We start from the raw sequence: 15619 nt of genomic DNA, 5'->3' as shown, positions 1-15619 counted from the left end.
TGAGCATGCTGTATCAGAATCTGGCCCGCCCGGTCCTGTTCCGGATCGGACGCGGCGACGCCGAACGAGCGCACGAGACCACCCTGCGTTGGCTCTCCCGCCTGTCCTCTCAACGGCAGACCCGGAACGCGCTCATCAAGCTCAACCAGGTCAGCGCCCCTGTCACGGTCTGCGGCATCCCCTTTCCCAATCCCATCGGCCTCGCCGCCGGGATGGACAAGAACGGCGTCGCCACGGGTGCCTGGCCCGCCCTCGGCTTCGGGTTCGCGGAGATCGGCACCGTGACCGCCCAGCCGCAGCCGGGCAACCCGAAGCCGCGCATGTTCCGGATGCGCCGCTCCGAGGGCATCATCAACCGCATGGGCTTCAACAACGATGGCGCGCAGGCCCTGGCCGCGCGGCTCACCGCCGCCCCGGCCGTGAACTGCCCGCTGGGCATCAGCATCGGCAAGTCGAAGGTGGTGCCGCTCGAAGCCGCGATCGAGGACTACCTGATCTCGATGCGGTTCCTCTACCCGTTCGCGGACTACATCGCCATCAACGTCTCCTCGCCGAACACGCCGGGCCTGCGCCAGCTGCAGGACGCCGGGGCCCTGCGCGCCCTGCTGGGCGCGCTGCGCGCCGAAGGGGTGCGCCTGGCCGCCGGCCGCCAGCCGCGGCCGGTGCTGGTCAAGATCGCCCCCGACCTCACCGAACCGGCCATGGCGCAGCTCCTGGAGGTCTGCCTCGAGTCCGGCGTCTCGGGCGTGATCGCCACGAACACGACCCTGGGCCGCGACGGCGTCGACCCGAGCGAGGACGCGATCGCCGCCGAGCCCGGCGGCATGTCGGGGAAGCCCCTGACCCAGGTCTCGCGCGAGATCGTGCGCTTCGTGCACCGCGAGACGGGCGGGACGCTGCCGATCATCGGCTCCGGCGGGATCATGACCGCCGACGACGCGCAGGCGATGTTCGACGCCGGCGCCAGCCTCGTCCAGCTCTACTCGGGCCTCGTGTTCAACGGGCCCGGCCTGGTGCGCAGCAGTGTGCGCCGCTACCGATCCTCCGTCCGCAAGGGCGCCCGCACCCCTCAGTCCAACTGACGACAAGCCTGACCCTCTTAAGGAAGTGCAATGCCTACCAACAAGGATTTCGGCTCCCGGGCCCACCACCTCTCGCAGGTACGCGGGCCGCTGTGCGCCGGAATCGACCCGCACGGCGCGCTGCTGCAGCACTGGGGGCTCGACGACGACCTGGCCGGAGCCGAGCGCTTCGCGATGACGATCGTGGAGGCGACCGCCGGGTCCTGCGCGTTCATCAAGCCGCAGTCGGCTTTCTACGAGCGGTTCGGCTCGGGCGGCGTGGCGCTCCTCGAACGGGTGATCGCGGAGTCCCGCAAGGCGGGGGCGCTCGTCATCCTGGACGTCAAGCGCGGCGACATCGGCTCCACGATGGCGGCCTACGCCCAGGCCTACCTCGACCCGGCCTCGCCGCTCGCGGTCGACGCGATCACCGTGAGCCCGTTCCTCGGCACCGGTTCGCTGCAGCCCGCCTTCGACCTCGCCAACGCGCACGGCAAGGGCCTGTTCGTGCTGGCCCGCACCTCGAACCCCGAGGGCAAGCAGGTGCAGATGGCCAAGCGCCGCGACGGCAAGTCCGTGGCGCAGGGGATCATCGACGAGGTGAACGAGCACAACGGCGACGCCGAGCCGATGGGCTCCTTCGGCATCGTCATGGGCGCCACCATCGGCGCCTGCGCCTCCGAAGGGGAGGCGCGCCTGCGTGAGTCGACTTACGGAATCACGCACACCACCGTGCGCCAACGTGACACCGCTCACGACTTGTCCCAGTTCAACGGCCCCATCCTGGTCCCGGGCATGGGCGCCCAGGGTGGACGCCCGAGTGATCTTCCGCGCGTCCTCGGCGCGGCAACGAACTTCGCAATTCCGTCCTATTCCCGACAAATCGCACAGCCGGGGCCAGCCGTGGCGAGCATTCGCAGCGCCGTCGAGGCGCTGCAGGAGGAATGCCGCGCCGCGATGGGGGAATAAAGCGGCGATTTCCGGGGCCGGAATTTGCCCCACCCCCGGTCGCAGGCGTGTCGGACGCTGGGGTTACCGTTCCCGAGCTGGGTATGCTTCAGCGATACCCGCACGTCAAGGTCCACAGGGACGAAACCATCGACTGCAAGGAGACCCCGTGCCGCTCCCTAAACTGACTCCGGAACAGCGCGCCGCCGCCCTTGAAAAGGCCGCCGCGGCCCGCAAGGCCCGCGCGCTGCTCAAGGAGAAGCTGAAGTCGGGCGAGACCACCCTGGAAGCGGTCCTCAAGTCCGCTGCCACCGACGACATTTCGGGCAAGATGAAGGTCTCGGCCGTGCTCAAGGCCCTCCCCGGCATCGGCGACAAGCGCGCCACCCAGATCATGGAGAAGCTCAAGATCGCCGACTCCCGTCGGCTGCGCGGCCTCGGCGAGCACCAGCGCGCCGCGCTTCTGGATGAATTCAAGGGCGACCAGGCCTAAGTTCGGGTAGTTGTAGTCGCGTGAGCATCGATCGTCACCACGCCGCCCTGGCCCAGCGCCTCACGGTGCTCTCCGGCCCGTCCGGAGTCGGCAAGGGCAGCGTCAAGGCCCTCATCCAGGAGTACTACCCGTGGGTCTGGCTCTCCGTGAGCGCCACGACCCGCAAGCCGCGTCCTGGTGAGGTCGACGGCGCCGACTACCACTTCGTGTCGACCGAGCAGTTCGAGTCGATGATCGCCGCGGGGGAGTTCCTTGAGTGGGCCTCCTACGCGGGGAACCTCTACGGAACCCCCCGCGGCCCGGTCGAGGAGCGCCTGCGCGCCGGACTCCCGGCGCTGCTGGAGATCGAACTGCAGGGCGCCCGCCAGGTCCGCCGGGCCATGCAGGACGCCCAACTGGTGTTCCTGGCGCCGCCGTCGTGGGACGAACTCGTCCGCCGCCTCACCGGGCGGGGGACCGAGGACGAGGCCACGATCGCGCGCCGCCTGGACGCCGCCCGCCAAGAGCTCGCCGCGGAGGCCGAGTTCGATCACACAGTCACCAATGTGTCGATCGAGCAGGCGGCCGCCGAGCTGGTAGAGTTGCTCAGTTCTCCGGCTTTGGCCGCGAAGGCGGCCAGCCGCGCCTAGGCGCGGCAGGGCCAGGAAAGCGTCGGGTTCCGGCATCCCGGAACCGGCAGCAACAACAAGTCGCACACGAAGGATTACACGTGTCAGGGACTGTCGCCGACCCCGTCGGCATCACCAACCCGCCGATCGACGACCTGCTCGAGAAGAGCCAGTCGAAGTACCAGCTGGTCATCTACTCGGCCAAGCGCGCGCGCCAGATCAACGCGTACTACTCGCAGCTGGGCGAAGGCCTGCTCGAGTACGTCGGCCCGCTCGTCGAGACCACTCCCGAGGAGAAGCCGCTGTCGATCGCCATGCGCGAGCTCGACAAGGGTCTGCTCGAGACGAAGGCGTTCGACGACCCCGACGCGTAAGCGTCCGGTGTTGCCGAGGCGTAAGCTTCGCGCGTGAACATCGTCCTGGGCGTGTCGGGCGGCATCGCCGCCTACAAGGCCTGCATCCTGCTCCGCCTCCTCAAGGAATCCGGACACGACGTCCACGTCATTCCCACTGAGGCGGCGCTCAAGTTCGTCGGTGAAGCCACCTGGGAGGCCCTTTCGGGCCACCGGGTGGCTTCCGGCGTCTTCTCCGACGTCTCCGAGGTCAAGCACGTGCGGCTCGGCCGCCAGGCCGACCTCGTCGTGGTCGCCCCCGCGACGGCCGACCTGCTCGCGCGGGCCGCGCACGGCCGCGCTGACGACCTCCTCACCAGCACGCTGCTGACCGCCACCTGCCCCGTCGTGTTCGCCCCGGCGATGCACACGGAGATGTGGGAGCACGCGGCCACCCGCGCGAACGTGGCCACGCTGCGCGAGCGCGGCGCGCATGTCGTCGAACCCGACTCGGGCCGCCTCACCGGCGCCGACACCGGCCCCGGCCGCCTCCCCGAACCCGAATCGCTCTTCGCGCTCATCAAGGGCTTCCTCCCGCACCCGTCGCCCCGCGACGCCTCTCCCCGAACCGGAGTGGACGCTCTCCCTATCTCCCGCAAGCGGGACCTGTTGGGCCGCAAGGTCCTCGTCACCGCCGGCGGGACCCGCGAGCCGATCGACCCGGTGCGCTTCATCGGGAACCACTCCTCGGGCCGGCAGGGCATCGCCCTCGCCGCCGCGGCCGCCGCGCGCGGCGCGGACGTGCACCTCATCGCCGCCCACATCGACGCGCCGCTGCCCGCCGGGATCAGCGTCGAGCGCGTCTCCACCACCGGCGAGCTGTACGAGGCGACGGTGAAGGCCGCCGCCGAAGCCGACGCCGCGGTGCTCGCCGCCGCGCCCGCCGACTTCACCCCGAAAGAGCGCTCGGACCGCAAGCTCAAGCGCAAGGGCGACCTCGACCTCGCGCTGACCTCCACCGCGGACATCTCGGCGGCGGTGGGCCGCGAGAAGCGGCCCGAACAGGTGCTCGTCGTGTTCGCCGCCGAGACGAACGACGGCCCCGAGCACGCGATGCGCAAACGCGAGGCCAAAGGCGCCGACTTGGTCGTCCTCAACGACGTCTCGGGGGGCGCCGTGTTCGGCTCCGCGGAGAACTCGGTCACCGTGTTCGACGAACGTGGCGAAGTCGACGTCCGCGAGCGCGTCTCGAAGGAGGTCGTGGCCGACGCCATCTGGGACGCAGTATCGGCGCGACTCCCGCTGAGTGGACGCGATTGACACCGCGTGACCGCCGCGTGCCGACTTGGTGGGATGATCTTCACCGCATAGACTTGTGAGCTGCGAAGTCAGTCGAAGAGCGCCGTACCGCGGCGTGGAAGTGTTGAGGAGTGCCGTGGCACGTCGCCTGTTCACCTCCGAGTCGGTCACTGAGGGCCACCCGGACAAGATCGCCGACCAGATCTCCGATGGGATCCTGGACGCCCTGCTGGGCGAGGACCCGTCGAGTCGGGTCGCGGTCGAAACCCTCATCACCACCGGTCAGGTGCACGTGGCGGGCGAGGTCACGACCCACGCCTACGCGGACATCCCCCGGATCGTGCGCGACACGATCCTGCGGATCGGCTACGACTCGTCCAAGAAGGGCTTCGACGGCGCCTCGTGCGGCGTGAACGTCTCGATCGGCGGGCAGAGCCCCGACATCGCCCAGGGCGTCGACAAGGCCTGGGAGTCCCGTGTGGACTCCGGCGACATCGACGAGATGGACCTGCAGGGCGCGGGCGACCAGGGCCTCATGTTCGGCTTCGCGTGCCGCGAGACCCCTGAGCTCATGCCGCTGCCGATCGCCTTGGCGCACCGGCTCTCCCAGCGGCTCACCGAGGTCCGCAAGGACGGCACCGTGCCGTACCTGCGCCCGGACGGCAAGACCCAGGTCACCATCGAGTACGAGGGCAACAAGCCCGTCCGCCTGGACACGGTGGTCGTCTCGAGCCAGCACGCGCCCGACATCTCGCTCGACTCGCTGCTGTCGCCCGACGTCGCCGAGCACGTCATCGCGCCGGTCGTCTCGGGTCTCGACCTCGACACCGCCGACTACAAGCTCCTGGTGAACCCGACCGGCCGCTTCGAGATCGGCGGCCCGATGGGCGACGCCGGCCTCACCGGCCGCAAGATCATCGTCGACACCTACGGCGGGTACGCCCGCCACGGCGGCGGCGCCTTCTCCGGCAAGGACCCGTCGAAGGTCGACCGCTCGGCCGCGTACGCCGCCCGCTGGGTGGCGAAGAACGTCGTGGCCGCCGGGCTCGCCGAGCGCTGCGAGGTCCAGGTCGCCTACGCGATCGGCAAGGCCAAGCCCGTCAGCGTCGCGGTCGACGCGCAGGGCACCGAGACCGTCGACCCCGCGCGCATCGAGCGCGCGGTGCTCGAGGTCTTCGACCTCCGCCCCGCCGCGATCATCCGCGACCTCAACCTGATCCGCCCGGTCTACTCCAAGACCGCCGCCTACGGCCACTTCGGCCGCGAACTCCCCGAGTTCACCTGGGAGGCCACCGACCGAGCCGCGGCCCTCAAAGAGGCCGTGAACTAGGCACAAGCTGAAGGCACCGGGCGGCTCCCATTGTCGGAGCCGCCCGGTACTTTTATTCGATGGACGAGTCCCCGGCACGATACGCAGCGGTCTGCGTAGACCACCCGTTGCCGCAGCTCAACCAGCTTTTCGACTACCGGGTGCCGGTCGAACTCCTCGACGAGGTGCGCCCGGGCTGCCGCGTCGCGGTGCGGTTCAACGGCCGCAAACTCAAGGCGACCGTGATGGAGCTGCGCGACCGCACGGACTTCCCCGGCAAGATCCTGCCGGTGCTCGAAACGGTCCCGCCCGGGCCGGTGCTCACCGCTGAAGTGGCCGCGGCGGCCAGGCGCGTCGCCGACCGCTATGCGGGGAACCTGGCCGACGTGCTGCGCCTCGCGCTTCCCGAACGCAAGCTGCGGGTCGAGAAGGAGGTCCCGGCCGAACCGCTGCAGGTGGAGGCTCCGAACCACGCTCTCTGGAATAGATATATCGCAGGCGAGGCATTCCTGCGCGCGTTGGGCGCGGGCAAGCAACCCCGCATCGTCTGGAACGCCGTCCCCGGCGAGGACTGGGCCGCCCGACTCGCCGAGGCCGCCGCTGCCGCCGCTGCCGCCGGGCGCGGAGCGCTGCTCGTCGTCCCCGACCAGTACGACCTGGAACGGCTCGATGCGGCGCTGAACAATGTGCTCGGTCCGGACCGGCACGTCACGATCTCGAACGCGATGGGGCCGACGCCCCGCTACCGGTCGTTCCTCAAGGCGCTGCGCGGGGAGGTCCGCGTGGTCGCGGGCACGCAGGTCGCGATGCTCGCCCCGGTGGAACGCCTTGGGCTCGTTGCGGTGTGGGACGACGGCGACAAGAACCTGATCAGCCTCCACGCCCCCTACCCGCACGCCCGCGACGTGCTCCTGACCCGCGCCGAACTCGCCGGGGCCGCCTGCGTGGTCGGCGGCTTCTCGCGCACCCCGCAGGCGCAGCTCCTCGTCGAGACCGGCTGGGCCGTCTCCGCGGTCGGCGAACGCGACGCGCTCCGCGCGGCCGCGCCCCGGGTCGTGCCGATCGGCGACGACGCCGACCTCGCGGCCGACCCGTCGAGTTCCACCGCGCGACTGCCCACGGTCGCTTGGGAAGCCGCCCGGAAAGCACTGAACGACGATCTGCCGGTGCTCCTGCAGGTGCCGCGCCGCGGCTACGTCCCGGCGGTGTCCTGCCAGCGCTGCCGCACCCGCGCGCTGTGCCCCGAATGCACTGGACCGCTGCGGCTCACCGGCCCGCGCCGTCCTCCGGTGTGCACCTGGTGCGGCCGGGTCGATGAGCAATACCGTTGCAAGGAATGCGGATCGACGCGGATCAGGGCGAACGTGATCGGTGCGGCGCGGACCGCTGAGGAACTCGCGAGCGCCTTCCCCGGCGTCGAGGTGGTCGAGTCGAACGCTTCGGAGCGGCTCGACGCGATTCCGCGGGGCCGCCGCATCGTCGTGTCCACGCCCGGAGTCGAACCGGCTGCGCCGCAAGGCTACGGCGCGGTGCTGCTGCTCGACACCTGGGCGCAGCTGACTCGTGCCGAACTGACCGCTTCTGAAGAGGCGCTTCGGATCTGGATGAACGCGGTGGCGCTGTGCGCCCCCCGCGGCACGGCCGTGGTCACGGCCGACGGCGGCCTGCCGGTGGTGCAGGCCCTGATCCGTTGGGACCCTGCGTGGTTCGCGCGCCTCGAACTCGACGAACGCGCAGAGCTGGGCTTCCCGCCGGTGATGAAGTTCGCCGCGCTCACCGGGCCGAACGGCGAGGCGGAGAAGATCGCCGCGAACCTGCCGGCGGGTCTGCACGCCGAGGCCATCGGGCCGATCCCGGTCGACGAGCACACCGAGCGCCTGCTGCTGCGGGTCCGCCGCCGCGACGGCGCCGCCCTCGCGAGCGTCCTCGCCAAGGCGGCCGCCGAACGGTCGAGCGCGAAGGCCGAACAGGTCAAGATCCAAATCGACCCCCGCGAAATCGCCTGAGCCCGAGCGGGATCGGTGCGGTCAGAAGTCCGAGGTGGCGCCGACGCCGAAGACCAGGAGAATGCGGAGCACGATCCAGGCGACCGCGATCCAGCCGAGGACGATGCCCGCCGTGGCCATGCCGGCGCCGGCCTGGCCGGTCTCCTCGATCTGGCGCCGTGCGATGTTGCCGAAGATGATGCCCAGGAAGCCGAAGCAGAAGCAGAGGCCGACGATGCCGACGACGAGGGCCGTGACGGCGAAGCCGTTGGTGCCGGGCTTCGGCGGCTGCCAGTAGTACGGCGGGGGCGGGGCGTACGGATCGTACGGCGGCGGTGGGACGGCGTACGGGTCGTACGGCGGCGGTGTGCTCGATGCGGCGGTGCCGTCGACCGGATTCGGGTCGGGCACGGGGGCTGCCGGGGCCTGGTCGGGGACGTGGTCCGGTACGGGGCTCGGATCGGACGCGGGGCGGGGTTCGTCGTCGGCCATGGCGGGGTCCTTCGCATCGGGGGACCTCAAGTGTCGCTGCCGAGCCGCGGGAGGGGTCCCGGCACCGGCAGCGTGGCCCTGCCGATCCTGTACGTGGCCGTCGTCGCGCGCCGGAACCGCCTTCCCCGCGGTCCGCGGGCCCGACTGACCGACCTGGCGGGCCGCCGCGAGGCAGACTTGGAGCATGGCGGTCTTCATCGGCACTTCCGGATGGCAGTACCGGGACTGGAGGGGCGCGTTCTATCCTGAGCGGCTCGCCCAGCGCGACTGGCTGTCCCACTACGCCTCGCACTTCAGCACGGTGGAGAACAACGGGGCGTTCTACCGGCTGCCCGAGCGGGCGATCTTCGAGGCCTGGCAGTCGCATCTGCCCGAGGGTTTTTCGATGGCGGTCAAGGCGAGCCGGTTCCTCACCCATGTGAAGCGCTTGAAGGCCCCCGCCGAGCCCGTCGACAAGCTCGTCAAGGCCTCCGCGGGGCTCGGGGACCGGCTCGGGCCGTTCCTGCTCCAGCTGCCGCCGAACCTGCACGCCGACCCGGAGCGCCTGGCCCACTGCCTCGACCGCTTCCCCGAGGGCGCGCGCGTCGCCGTCGAGCCCCGGCATGAGTCCTGGTGGAACGACGACGTGCGCTCGGTCCTGTCCGAGCGGGACGCGGCCCTGTGCTGGGCCGACCGCGGCGGCCGCCCCGTGACCCCGTTGTGGCGCACCGCTTCCTGGGGGTACCTGCGGCTCCACGAGGGTCGCGCGAAGCCCGCCCCGAGCTACGGGGACGCCGCGCTCCGGTCGTGGTGCCGCCGCATCGACGAGACGTGGCCGAAGCGGGCCGAATGCCATGTGTACTTCAACAACGACCACGGCGGGGCCGCGGTGCGGAACGCCTTCCGCTTTGCCGAGCTGATGCGCGAGGTCGGGGGCCGCGGCGTTCCCGGCGCGCGGCCGTGACTACTCGGCCTCGCTCCGGCTGAGCTTGGCGCGCAACCCGGTCCACAGTGAACGGAGGCGCTGGCGGAACAGGTACGCGAGACCAAGGACGATCAGCACGAACGGGATCGCGATCGGCAGGACGGTGGTGAACCCGAGGAGCACGATCAGCGCTTCGACGCCGATGAACGAGGCGACGCCCATGTATCCGACGACGGTGAACGCCTGCATCCGATAGACGAGCGCCGCGACGGCGTTGCGGAATCGGCCGGGCCGGGGTTCGGTCACCGCTCATGTATACCAGCGGGGGGGTCAGGCGGCGATCTCCCATGTGTACCCGGGAGGGGCGGCGAGCGCGCTCCTCGGCAACGGGTGGGACGGCGCGGTCGGCGCGGCGTCATCCGTGCGGCGGGGTCTGAGCGAGGAGCTCGGCCACTTCGTCCTTCCCGTACGTGCCGATCGACTCGTGCAGGCGCAGCGCCCGCTCCCAGTGCTTCCGTGCCCCGCGCTGGTCGTCCTGGGCCGCGAGCGAGTTGCCGAGGCCCTGGTTGGCGCGGGCCTCCTCGTACGGGTCGGGCGCGGCCTCGGCGAGGTCGAGCGCTTCGCGGTGGAGGCGTTCGGCGGTCACCGGGTCGCCGACGACGCAGTAGGTGAACCCGGTGTTGTTGAGGACCTCCATGCGCAGCTCCACGCTCGTGGCCGAGGCGGTGGCGTCGAGAGCGTGCTCGGCGAGTGCGACCGCCTCGGTGCGATCGCCCATGCGGGCGCGGACGTTCGCGAGGCGGCTGCGGATGAAGGCCTGGCCGAAGCCGTCGCCGGTGCCGCGGTAGGCCTCGAGGGCGCGGTCCAGAAGCTCGGCCGCGGTCTCGGGCTCTTCTTGGCGCAGGCGCAGCAGCGCGAGCCCGGCGAGCGCCGCGCCGTGGCTCTGGCCCCATCCGCGTTCGGCGAAGATCTTGATCGACCGTTCGAAACCGGCGGCCGCGCTCTCGTGGTCGCCGGTGAGCAGGTCGAGGTGGGCGATGTCGTCCAGGGCGTTCATCTCCTGGTCGGCGTCGCCCAGTTCGCGGAACCCGCGGGCGACCTCGATGGCGCATTCGCGGGCCTCCCCGAGCTTCCATCGTTCGAGGTGGCACCAGCCGATGGAGCCGAGGGCCCGGAGTTCGCCGCGGCGGTCCTCCGCCCCGATGGCGAGCGCTCGGGCCTCGGTGAGGCTCGCGTACGCCTCGTCGATGGCGCCGAGGGCCCGCTGGGTGCTGCCGATCTGGTAGAGCACGGTCCCCTGGTGGCGGAGGTCGCCGAGCGCTCGATCGGCGTCCAGGGCGACCCGCAGGTTATCGATGGTCTCGGTGCGCTGGCCGCGCGTGTACTGGTGCCGCCAGAGGGTGCTCGCGAGGCGGGACGCGTGCCACGGGTGGCCTTCGGACGCGGCGTGGCGGATCATCTCGGACAGCGCGCCTTGGCGGGCGTCGAGCCATGCGATCGCGTCGTCGGGTGCGGCGAAGGACGGGACGGGGACGGTGCTCTCGGGGACGACCTCCGGTTCGAGTCCGAACAGGAGGTCCAGGGTCCCCGCGACCGTCGCGAGATGCCAGTCGTAGAGGCGGCCCAGTGCCGAGTCCCGGTCGGGCAGGTCCTGTGCCAGCTCGCGGGCGTAGGCGCGGACGAGGTCGTGGACGCTCCAGCGGCCGTCGTCGCCGGGCGCGGCGAGGTGGACCTCGGCGAGCCGGTGGAGCGCGGCGGTGGCCTCGGCGATCGTGGTCCCTGCGATCGCGGCGATACCGGCGGGCTCGAACTCGGTGGCCGGGTGGAGGCCGATCGCGTCGAGGGCCTTGCGTTCGGCGGGTTCGAGACGGTCGCGGGTGAGGTCGAGGCACGAGCGGAGGCCGGCGGCCTCGTCGCCGGGGAGGTCGAGGTTGGCGAGGGGCGCGCTGGCGATGCGGTCGCGGAGCTCGTCGAGGGCCTGTTCGGGGTGGGCGAGGCTCTGGCACGCGGCGAGGCGCAGTGCGAGCGGGAGGTCGCCGCAGGCGGCGGCGAGGCCGCGGGCCGCTACGGGGTCGGTGGCGATGCGGCCGCGGCCGACCATGGCGCCGAGGAGGTCCATGGACTCGTCGCGGGCGAGCGGGGCGAGGCGCAGGTGGGGCACGCCGTGGGTCGCCGTGAGTCCGAACAGGACGGTGCGGGCGGTGATGAGGGCGGCGGACCCTCCGGTGCCGGGGAGGAGGTCGCGCAGCTGCTCGGGGCTGCGGGCGTTGTCGAGGACGACGAGGACGCGGCGGTGGCTCAGAAGCGAGCGGTACATCGCGGCGCGTTCGTCAGCCTCCGGCGGGATCTCGTCCGCGTCGGTCCCGAGGGCGGTGAGGAACCGTTGCAGCACAGGGGAAGGCGCGAGCGGGTCGGCGCCGGAGAAGCCGCGGAGGTCGACGTAGAGCTGCCCGTCGGGGTAGTCGTCGAGGGCGCGGTGGGCCCAGTGGAGGACGAGCGCGGTCTTGCCGATCCCGGCGGACCCGGCCACGACGACGGCGCGGGGCGAGGCCTCGCGGGTGTGCTCGCCGATGAGGCGCAGTTCCCGTTCGCGGCCGGTGAAGGCGTGCGGGGCGGGCGGGAGCTGGCGCGGGACCTGGCCGCCGTCCGACACGTCGGCGGCGGCGATGCGGGAGCACTGGGCGAGCCAGGTGTCGACGGCGGCTTCGTCGCCGCCGCAGGCGCGCACGAGCGCGGCGACCACTTCGGAGCGGGGGAGCGAATCGCGGTTGAGCACGGCGGCGAGCGTGGAAGTGGGGAGCCAGTCGCCGTGGTCGCGGGCGCGCCGGCTGACCTCGCGGATGCTCAGCCCGGAGCCGGCGCGCAGCTCGCGGAGGAGGGCGACCATCTGGGGCGCCGAACCGGCGGTGGAGGGGTCAAGGCCATCGAGGGAATGACGCACGTCGCTGAGTCTAGCGAGGTGCGCTCGCCTCCGCGGATCCCGTCCGGGACGTTCCGGGACGCCCGCAGCCGTTGCCGCCCATGGGGATTCGGTAGATGCCACGGCGTCCTTTCAGGCGGTGCCCTTTCAGACCGCGTCTTTCAGGCCACGCCCCTCAAGGAAACCGGGCCGACTCGTGCTGTCGTCGGCCCGCGCCTCCCGGCCGCTCCCCGCCACCCATGCGGGAGCGGCCGGGAGCCTCAGCGGATCGGTCCGGGGCTCGCGGCCGTCGCCCTCGCGATGTCGCGGATGAGGTCCAGGTCGACCCGCTTCGGACTGCTGAACCGCAGGCAGACCTTCCCCACGTCGTGGCCCGCGAGGCGCTCGGCGAGGGTCTCGCGCACGTCCGCGCGCATGTAGAACGAGATATACCGCTTCTGCGAGGCGAAGGCGACCCCGCCGGTGCCCTCGCCCGCGAACGCCGGCATGCCGTACTCCATCACCTCGGCGAATCCGGGCAGCTCCTCCCGGCAGACGTCCCGGATCGCGGTCATCACCGCCCGGCGCTCCTCCGGGAGAGCCGCCAGGTACTCGTCCACGGTCGCCGCGTCGCTCTGCACCATTCCGGAAACCTAGCGCCGAACCGCGCCGAAGCGATGAGTTTCGGCTCGCAGCCTCGTCTCAACTGGTGCAATCGGCATATCAGCTCCGCTCGGAAGGACGAACCGCCATGCAGAAGATCGTCACCAACATCTGGTACCAGGACAACGCCGCCGAAGAGGCCGTCGAGTGGTACCTCACGCTCTTCGACGACGCCAAGGTCACCAGCACCATCCCGTACGTCGAGGACGCCCACGGCAAGGTAGGCGACGCCATGGTCGTGAACTTCGACCTCGCCGGGCAGTCGTTCACCGCCATCAACGGCGACGACTCGGCCAAGCACGACCACGCCATGTCGCTGCTCATCAACTGCGACTCCCAGGAGGAGGTCGACCGCCTCTGGGACGCGTTCCTCGCCAACGGCGGCAGCGAGATCCAGTGCGGCTGGATCGCCGACAAGTGGGGTGTCAACTGGCAGGTCTGGCCCACCGAGGCGGACCAGTACGTGGGCGGTCCCGACAAGGAGTCGGCGGTGCGCGCCGTCAAGGCCATGTACGAGATGATGAAGATCGACCTCCAAGGACTCAAAGACGCCTACGAAGGCAAATAGCGCCCGTACCGGGCAGGCCCGGTCCCCCGAGCGGGGGACCGGGCCCCCGCCGCGGAGGGAGGGCGAGGGGCCCGCCGCCTGCGAGGCTGGACCCATGACCCGCCGCTGGCACAATGGCCCCATGCGCCTCCTCGCCCCGCTCTGGTCCCGGGCCACCTACCGCGGCTGGGTCTGGATCATCCTCGGCGGCGCGCTCATGATGCCGTTCATGATGGTCGGCGCCATCGGCCACAACGCCATCGACCCCGACAGCGGCTTCAACGGCGTCATCGAACCCGCCGTCTTCGCCGCCGTCCTCCCGCTCGTCGCCGCCGCCTCGCTGCTCCTGCCCGACCGGGAAGTCGAGCGCACGGCCGCCCGCCGCCTCCTCGGCGCCGAGTTCGCCTCGCCCGCCGACGACGAGTCCTGGAACTCCCGCTGGCGCACCGGCTGCTGGTTCACCCTCCACGCCGCGATCGGCGGCATCGTCAGCGGCATCACGCTCGCGCTCGTCCCGTACGTCGCCTTCCTGCTCTACTACGGCGCCCGGTTCGCCTTCGCCGGGCTCGACACCGTGCCCGGCGTCTTCTCCGGGCCCATCGCCGAATGGGGCCTGCTCACCGGCCCCGCGTTCCTGGCGGCCCTCATCGCGCTCGTCGCGGCCACCACCGCCGCCATGCGGGCCCTCGCGCCCCGGCTCCTCGGCCAGGGCGCGAGCGACCGGCTCGCCGCCTCCCGCGCCGAGGCCGCCCGCCTGGCCGCCCGCAACCGCATCGCCCGCGAACTCCACGATTCCGTCGGCCACGCCCTGTCGGTGGTCGTCGTTCAGTCCGAGGCCGCCTCGCGGCTCATCGCGCGCGACCCGGCGTTCGCCGCCGAGGCCATGGCCGCCGTCGGCGAGACCGCCCGCGGCGCGCTCGCCGAGCTCGACGCCGTGATCGGGGCCCTGCGCGAGGACCGCGACGACTCGCGCGCGCCGCAGCGGGACCTCGCCGACCTCGCGTCGCTCGCCGCCGAGTCCGGCGTCGCGGTCGACCTGCGCGTCACCGGCGAACCTGAAGCCTTGGGCCGCTTGGCCTCCCGCGAGACCTACCGGATCGTCCAGGAAGCGCTGACGAACGTGCTGCGCCACGCCGACGAACCGCGCGCACTGGTGGCCGTGGACGTCGGCACGGAAGCGGCCTCCGTGACCGTGACCAGCCCGGCCGCGCGCCGCCCGCGCGGGCGCCCCGGTGGCCGGGGCCTCATCGGCATGGCCGAACGCGCCACCGTCCTCGGCGGCACGGCCGCAAGCGACTGGGACGCGGGCGAATGGACCGTGCGCGCCTCCATACCGATCGAAACGAAGGGCCGGGAATGACCGCACCGCTGCGCATCGCGCTGATCGACGACGAGGCCCTGATCCGCACCGGGTTCGCCGCGATCATCGGGGCCGAACCGGACCTGGAGGTCGTCGCCCAAGGCGGGGACGGGATCGACGCGCTCACCATCGCGCGCTCCGGCAAGGCCGACGTACTCCTCATGGACGTGCGAATGCCCACAGTAGACGGTATCCAGGCGACCGGGCGGATCGTCGCCGAACTCGACTCGCCCCCGAAGATCCTCGTCGTCACCACCTTCGACAACGACGACTACGTGTGGCAGGCGCTCCGGGCCGGAGCCGACGGGTTCCTGCTCAAACGCACCCGCGTCGAAGACCTGCTCGCGGCCGTCCGGCTCGTCGCCCGCACCGACGCGCTCCTGTTCCCCGAAGCGGTCCGCCGCCTCGCCGCCGCCACCCCGACCCGCAAGGCCCCCAAAGGCATCAGCGACCTGAGCGACCGCGAACGAGAGGTCCTCGTGCTCGCCGCCAAGGGCCTCTCGAACCAGGAGATCGCCGCCGAGCTCTTCCTCGGCCGCGAGACCGTCAAGACCCACCTCAGCAGCGTCTACACCAAGCTCGGCGTCCGCGACCGCACGCAAGCGGTGATCGCCGCCTACGAAGGCGGCCTCGTCTAGCAACGGCGTCCGGCCCCCAGGGGGGGGGGGCGGCCGCCACCCAAGCGGGGGTCACCCCGCGCCCGCCGCGCTCCGGGCCGG

Annotated in this window: 16 protein-coding genes; 12 read left to right on the top strand and 4 right to left on the bottom strand. The window is 71.6% G+C overall.

The features are described from left to right. Positions 1-5: 5 nt before the first annotated feature. The 8 genes from O1R50_RS09610 to O1R50_RS09575 all read left to right on the top strand — a co-directional run bounded on the left by O1R50_RS09610 (position 6) and on the right by O1R50_RS09575 (position 8056). Positions 6-1082, top strand: coding sequence for a quinone-dependent dihydroorotate dehydrogenase (locus O1R50_RS09610; protein WP_270109771.1), 1077 nt, complete (start codon positions 6-8; stop codon positions 1080-1082). A 30-nt stretch (positions 1083-1112) separates the two neighbouring features. Further along, positions 1113-2030: an orotidine-5'-phosphate decarboxylase gene (gene pyrF, locus O1R50_RS09605; protein WP_270109770.1), complete on the top strand. Its 918-nt coding sequence runs from the start codon at positions 1113-1115 to the stop codon at positions 2028-2030. 148 nt (positions 2031-2178) lie between these two features. Then, a complete protein-coding gene (gene mihF, locus O1R50_RS09600; RefSeq protein ID WP_136528615.1) occupies positions 2179-2502 on the top strand; it encodes an integration host factor, actinobacterial type in 324 nt (107 codons plus the stop codon). A 20-nt stretch (positions 2503-2522) separates the two neighbouring features. After that, a complete protein-coding gene (gmk, locus tag O1R50_RS09595; RefSeq protein WP_270109769.1) occupies positions 2523-3131 on the top strand; it encodes a guanylate kinase in 609 nt (202 codons plus the stop codon). A gap of 80 nt (positions 3132-3211) precedes the next feature. Further along, positions 3212-3484, top strand: coding sequence for a DNA-directed RNA polymerase subunit omega (gene rpoZ, locus O1R50_RS09590; RefSeq protein WP_270109768.1), 273 nt, complete (start codon positions 3212-3214; stop codon positions 3482-3484). Between the two features lie 33 nt (positions 3485-3517). Beyond that, on the top strand, positions 3518-4762 hold the full coding sequence (locus O1R50_RS09585) for a bifunctional phosphopantothenoylcysteine decarboxylase/phosphopantothenate synthase (RefSeq protein ID WP_270109767.1): 1245 nt from the start codon (positions 3518-3520) through the stop codon (positions 4760-4762). 115 nt (positions 4763-4877) lie between these two features. Next, the gene (gene metK / locus O1R50_RS09580; RefSeq protein WP_270109766.1) at positions 4878-6071 is read left to right on the top strand and encodes a methionine adenosyltransferase; all 1194 of its coding nucleotides are present in this window, start codon (positions 4878-4880) and stop codon (positions 6069-6071) included. Positions 6072-6130: 59 nt separating this feature from the next. After that, on the top strand, positions 6131-8056 hold the full coding sequence (locus O1R50_RS09575) for a primosomal protein N' family DNA-binding protein (RefSeq protein ID WP_270109765.1): 1926 nt from the start codon (positions 6131-6133) through the stop codon (positions 8054-8056). Positions 8057-8077: 21 nt separating this feature from the next. Here O1R50_RS09575 and O1R50_RS09570 read toward each other — a convergent pair whose 3' ends face one another. Continuing rightward, positions 8078-8527, bottom strand: coding sequence for a DUF4190 domain-containing protein (locus O1R50_RS09570; RefSeq protein WP_270109764.1), 450 nt, complete (start codon positions 8525-8527; stop codon positions 8078-8080). Positions 8528-8711: 184 nt separating this feature from the next. On the opposite strand from O1R50_RS09570, the gene O1R50_RS09565 reads away from it, so the two are divergent. Beyond that, positions 8712-9470 (top strand): DUF72 domain-containing protein, encoded by a 759-nt coding sequence (locus O1R50_RS09565; protein WP_270109763.1) that lies wholly within the window; start codon positions 8712-8714, stop codon positions 9468-9470. Here the strand turns inward: O1R50_RS09565 and O1R50_RS09560 are convergent, their stop codons facing one another. The 3 genes from O1R50_RS09560 to O1R50_RS09550 form a co-directional block, all read right to left on the bottom strand. After that, positions 9471-9737, bottom strand: a complete 267-nt coding sequence (locus O1R50_RS09560) for a hypothetical protein (protein WP_270109762.1) — start codon at positions 9735-9737, stop codon at positions 9471-9473. 109 nt (positions 9738-9846) lie between these two features. Further along, on the bottom strand, positions 9847-12372 hold the full coding sequence (locus O1R50_RS09555) for an ATP-binding protein (RefSeq protein WP_270109761.1): 2526 nt from the start codon (positions 12370-12372) through the stop codon (positions 9847-9849). A gap of 239 nt (positions 12373-12611) precedes the next feature. Then, positions 12612-12974 (bottom strand): iron chaperone, encoded by a 363-nt coding sequence (locus O1R50_RS09550; protein WP_270109760.1) that lies wholly within the window; start codon positions 12972-12974, stop codon positions 12612-12614. Between the two features lie 107 nt (positions 12975-13081). Between O1R50_RS09550 and O1R50_RS09545 the strand changes: the two genes are divergently transcribed. The 3 genes from O1R50_RS09545 (at position 13082) to O1R50_RS09535 (ending at position 15538) form a co-directional block, all read left to right on the top strand. Further along, on the top strand, positions 13082-13561 hold the full coding sequence (locus tag O1R50_RS09545) for a VOC family protein (protein WP_270109759.1): 480 nt from the start codon (positions 13082-13084) through the stop codon (positions 13559-13561). Between the two features lie 121 nt (positions 13562-13682). Further along, positions 13683-14900 carry a sensor histidine kinase gene (locus O1R50_RS09540; RefSeq protein ID WP_270109758.1) on the top strand — a complete coding sequence of 406 codons (1218 nt, stop codon included), beginning with the start codon at positions 13683-13685 and terminating at the stop codon, positions 14898-14900. Then, on the top strand, positions 14897-15538 hold the full coding sequence (locus O1R50_RS09535; protein WP_270109757.1) for a response regulator: 642 nt from the start codon (positions 14897-14899) through the stop codon (positions 15536-15538). Before O1R50_RS09540 ends, O1R50_RS09535 begins: the two co-directional genes overlap by 4 nt. The last annotated feature ends 81 nt before the right edge of the window (positions 15539-15619 follow it).

This window comes from Glycomyces luteolus, assembly GCF_027622875.1.
GTDB classification, from domain to species: domain Bacteria; phylum Actinomycetota; class Actinomycetes; order Mycobacteriales; family Micromonosporaceae; genus Glycomyces; species Glycomyces luteolus.
Note: the sequence above shows the minus strand (reverse complement) of the source record. Positions and strands in the feature narration are given on the sequence as shown.

Bases quoted from the DNA above. Each gene is read 5' to 3' on its own strand.
- O1R50_RS09610 (WP_270109771.1), top strand. From the start codon at position 6: ATGCTGTATCAGAATCTGGCCCGCCCGGTCCTGTTCCGGATCGGACGC.
- pyrF (WP_270109770.1), top strand. From the start codon at position 1,113: ATGCCTACCAACAAGGATTTCGGCTCCCGGGCCCACCACCTCTCGCAG.
- O1R50_RS09575 (WP_270109765.1), top strand. From the start codon at position 6,131: ATGGACGAGTCCCCGGCACGATACGCAGCGGTCTGCGTAGACCACCCG.
- O1R50_RS09570 (WP_270109764.1), bottom strand. From the start codon at position 8,527: ATGGCCGACGACGAACCCCGCCCCGCGTCCGATCCGAGCCCCGTACCG.
- O1R50_RS09565 (WP_270109763.1), top strand. From the start codon at position 8,712: ATGGCGGTCTTCATCGGCACTTCCGGATGGCAGTACCGGGACTGGAGG.
- O1R50_RS09550 (WP_270109760.1), bottom strand. From the start codon at position 12,974: ATGGTGCAGAGCGACGCGGCGACCGTGGACGAGTACCTGGCGGCTCTC.
- O1R50_RS09545 (WP_270109759.1), top strand. From the start codon at position 13,082: ATGCAGAAGATCGTCACCAACATCTGGTACCAGGACAACGCCGCCGAA.
- O1R50_RS09540 (WP_270109758.1), top strand. From the start codon at position 13,683: ATGCGCCTCCTCGCCCCGCTCTGGTCCCGGGCCACCTACCGCGGCTGG.
- O1R50_RS09535 (WP_270109757.1), top strand. From the start codon at position 14,897: ATGACCGCACCGCTGCGCATCGCGCTGATCGACGACGAGGCCCTGATC.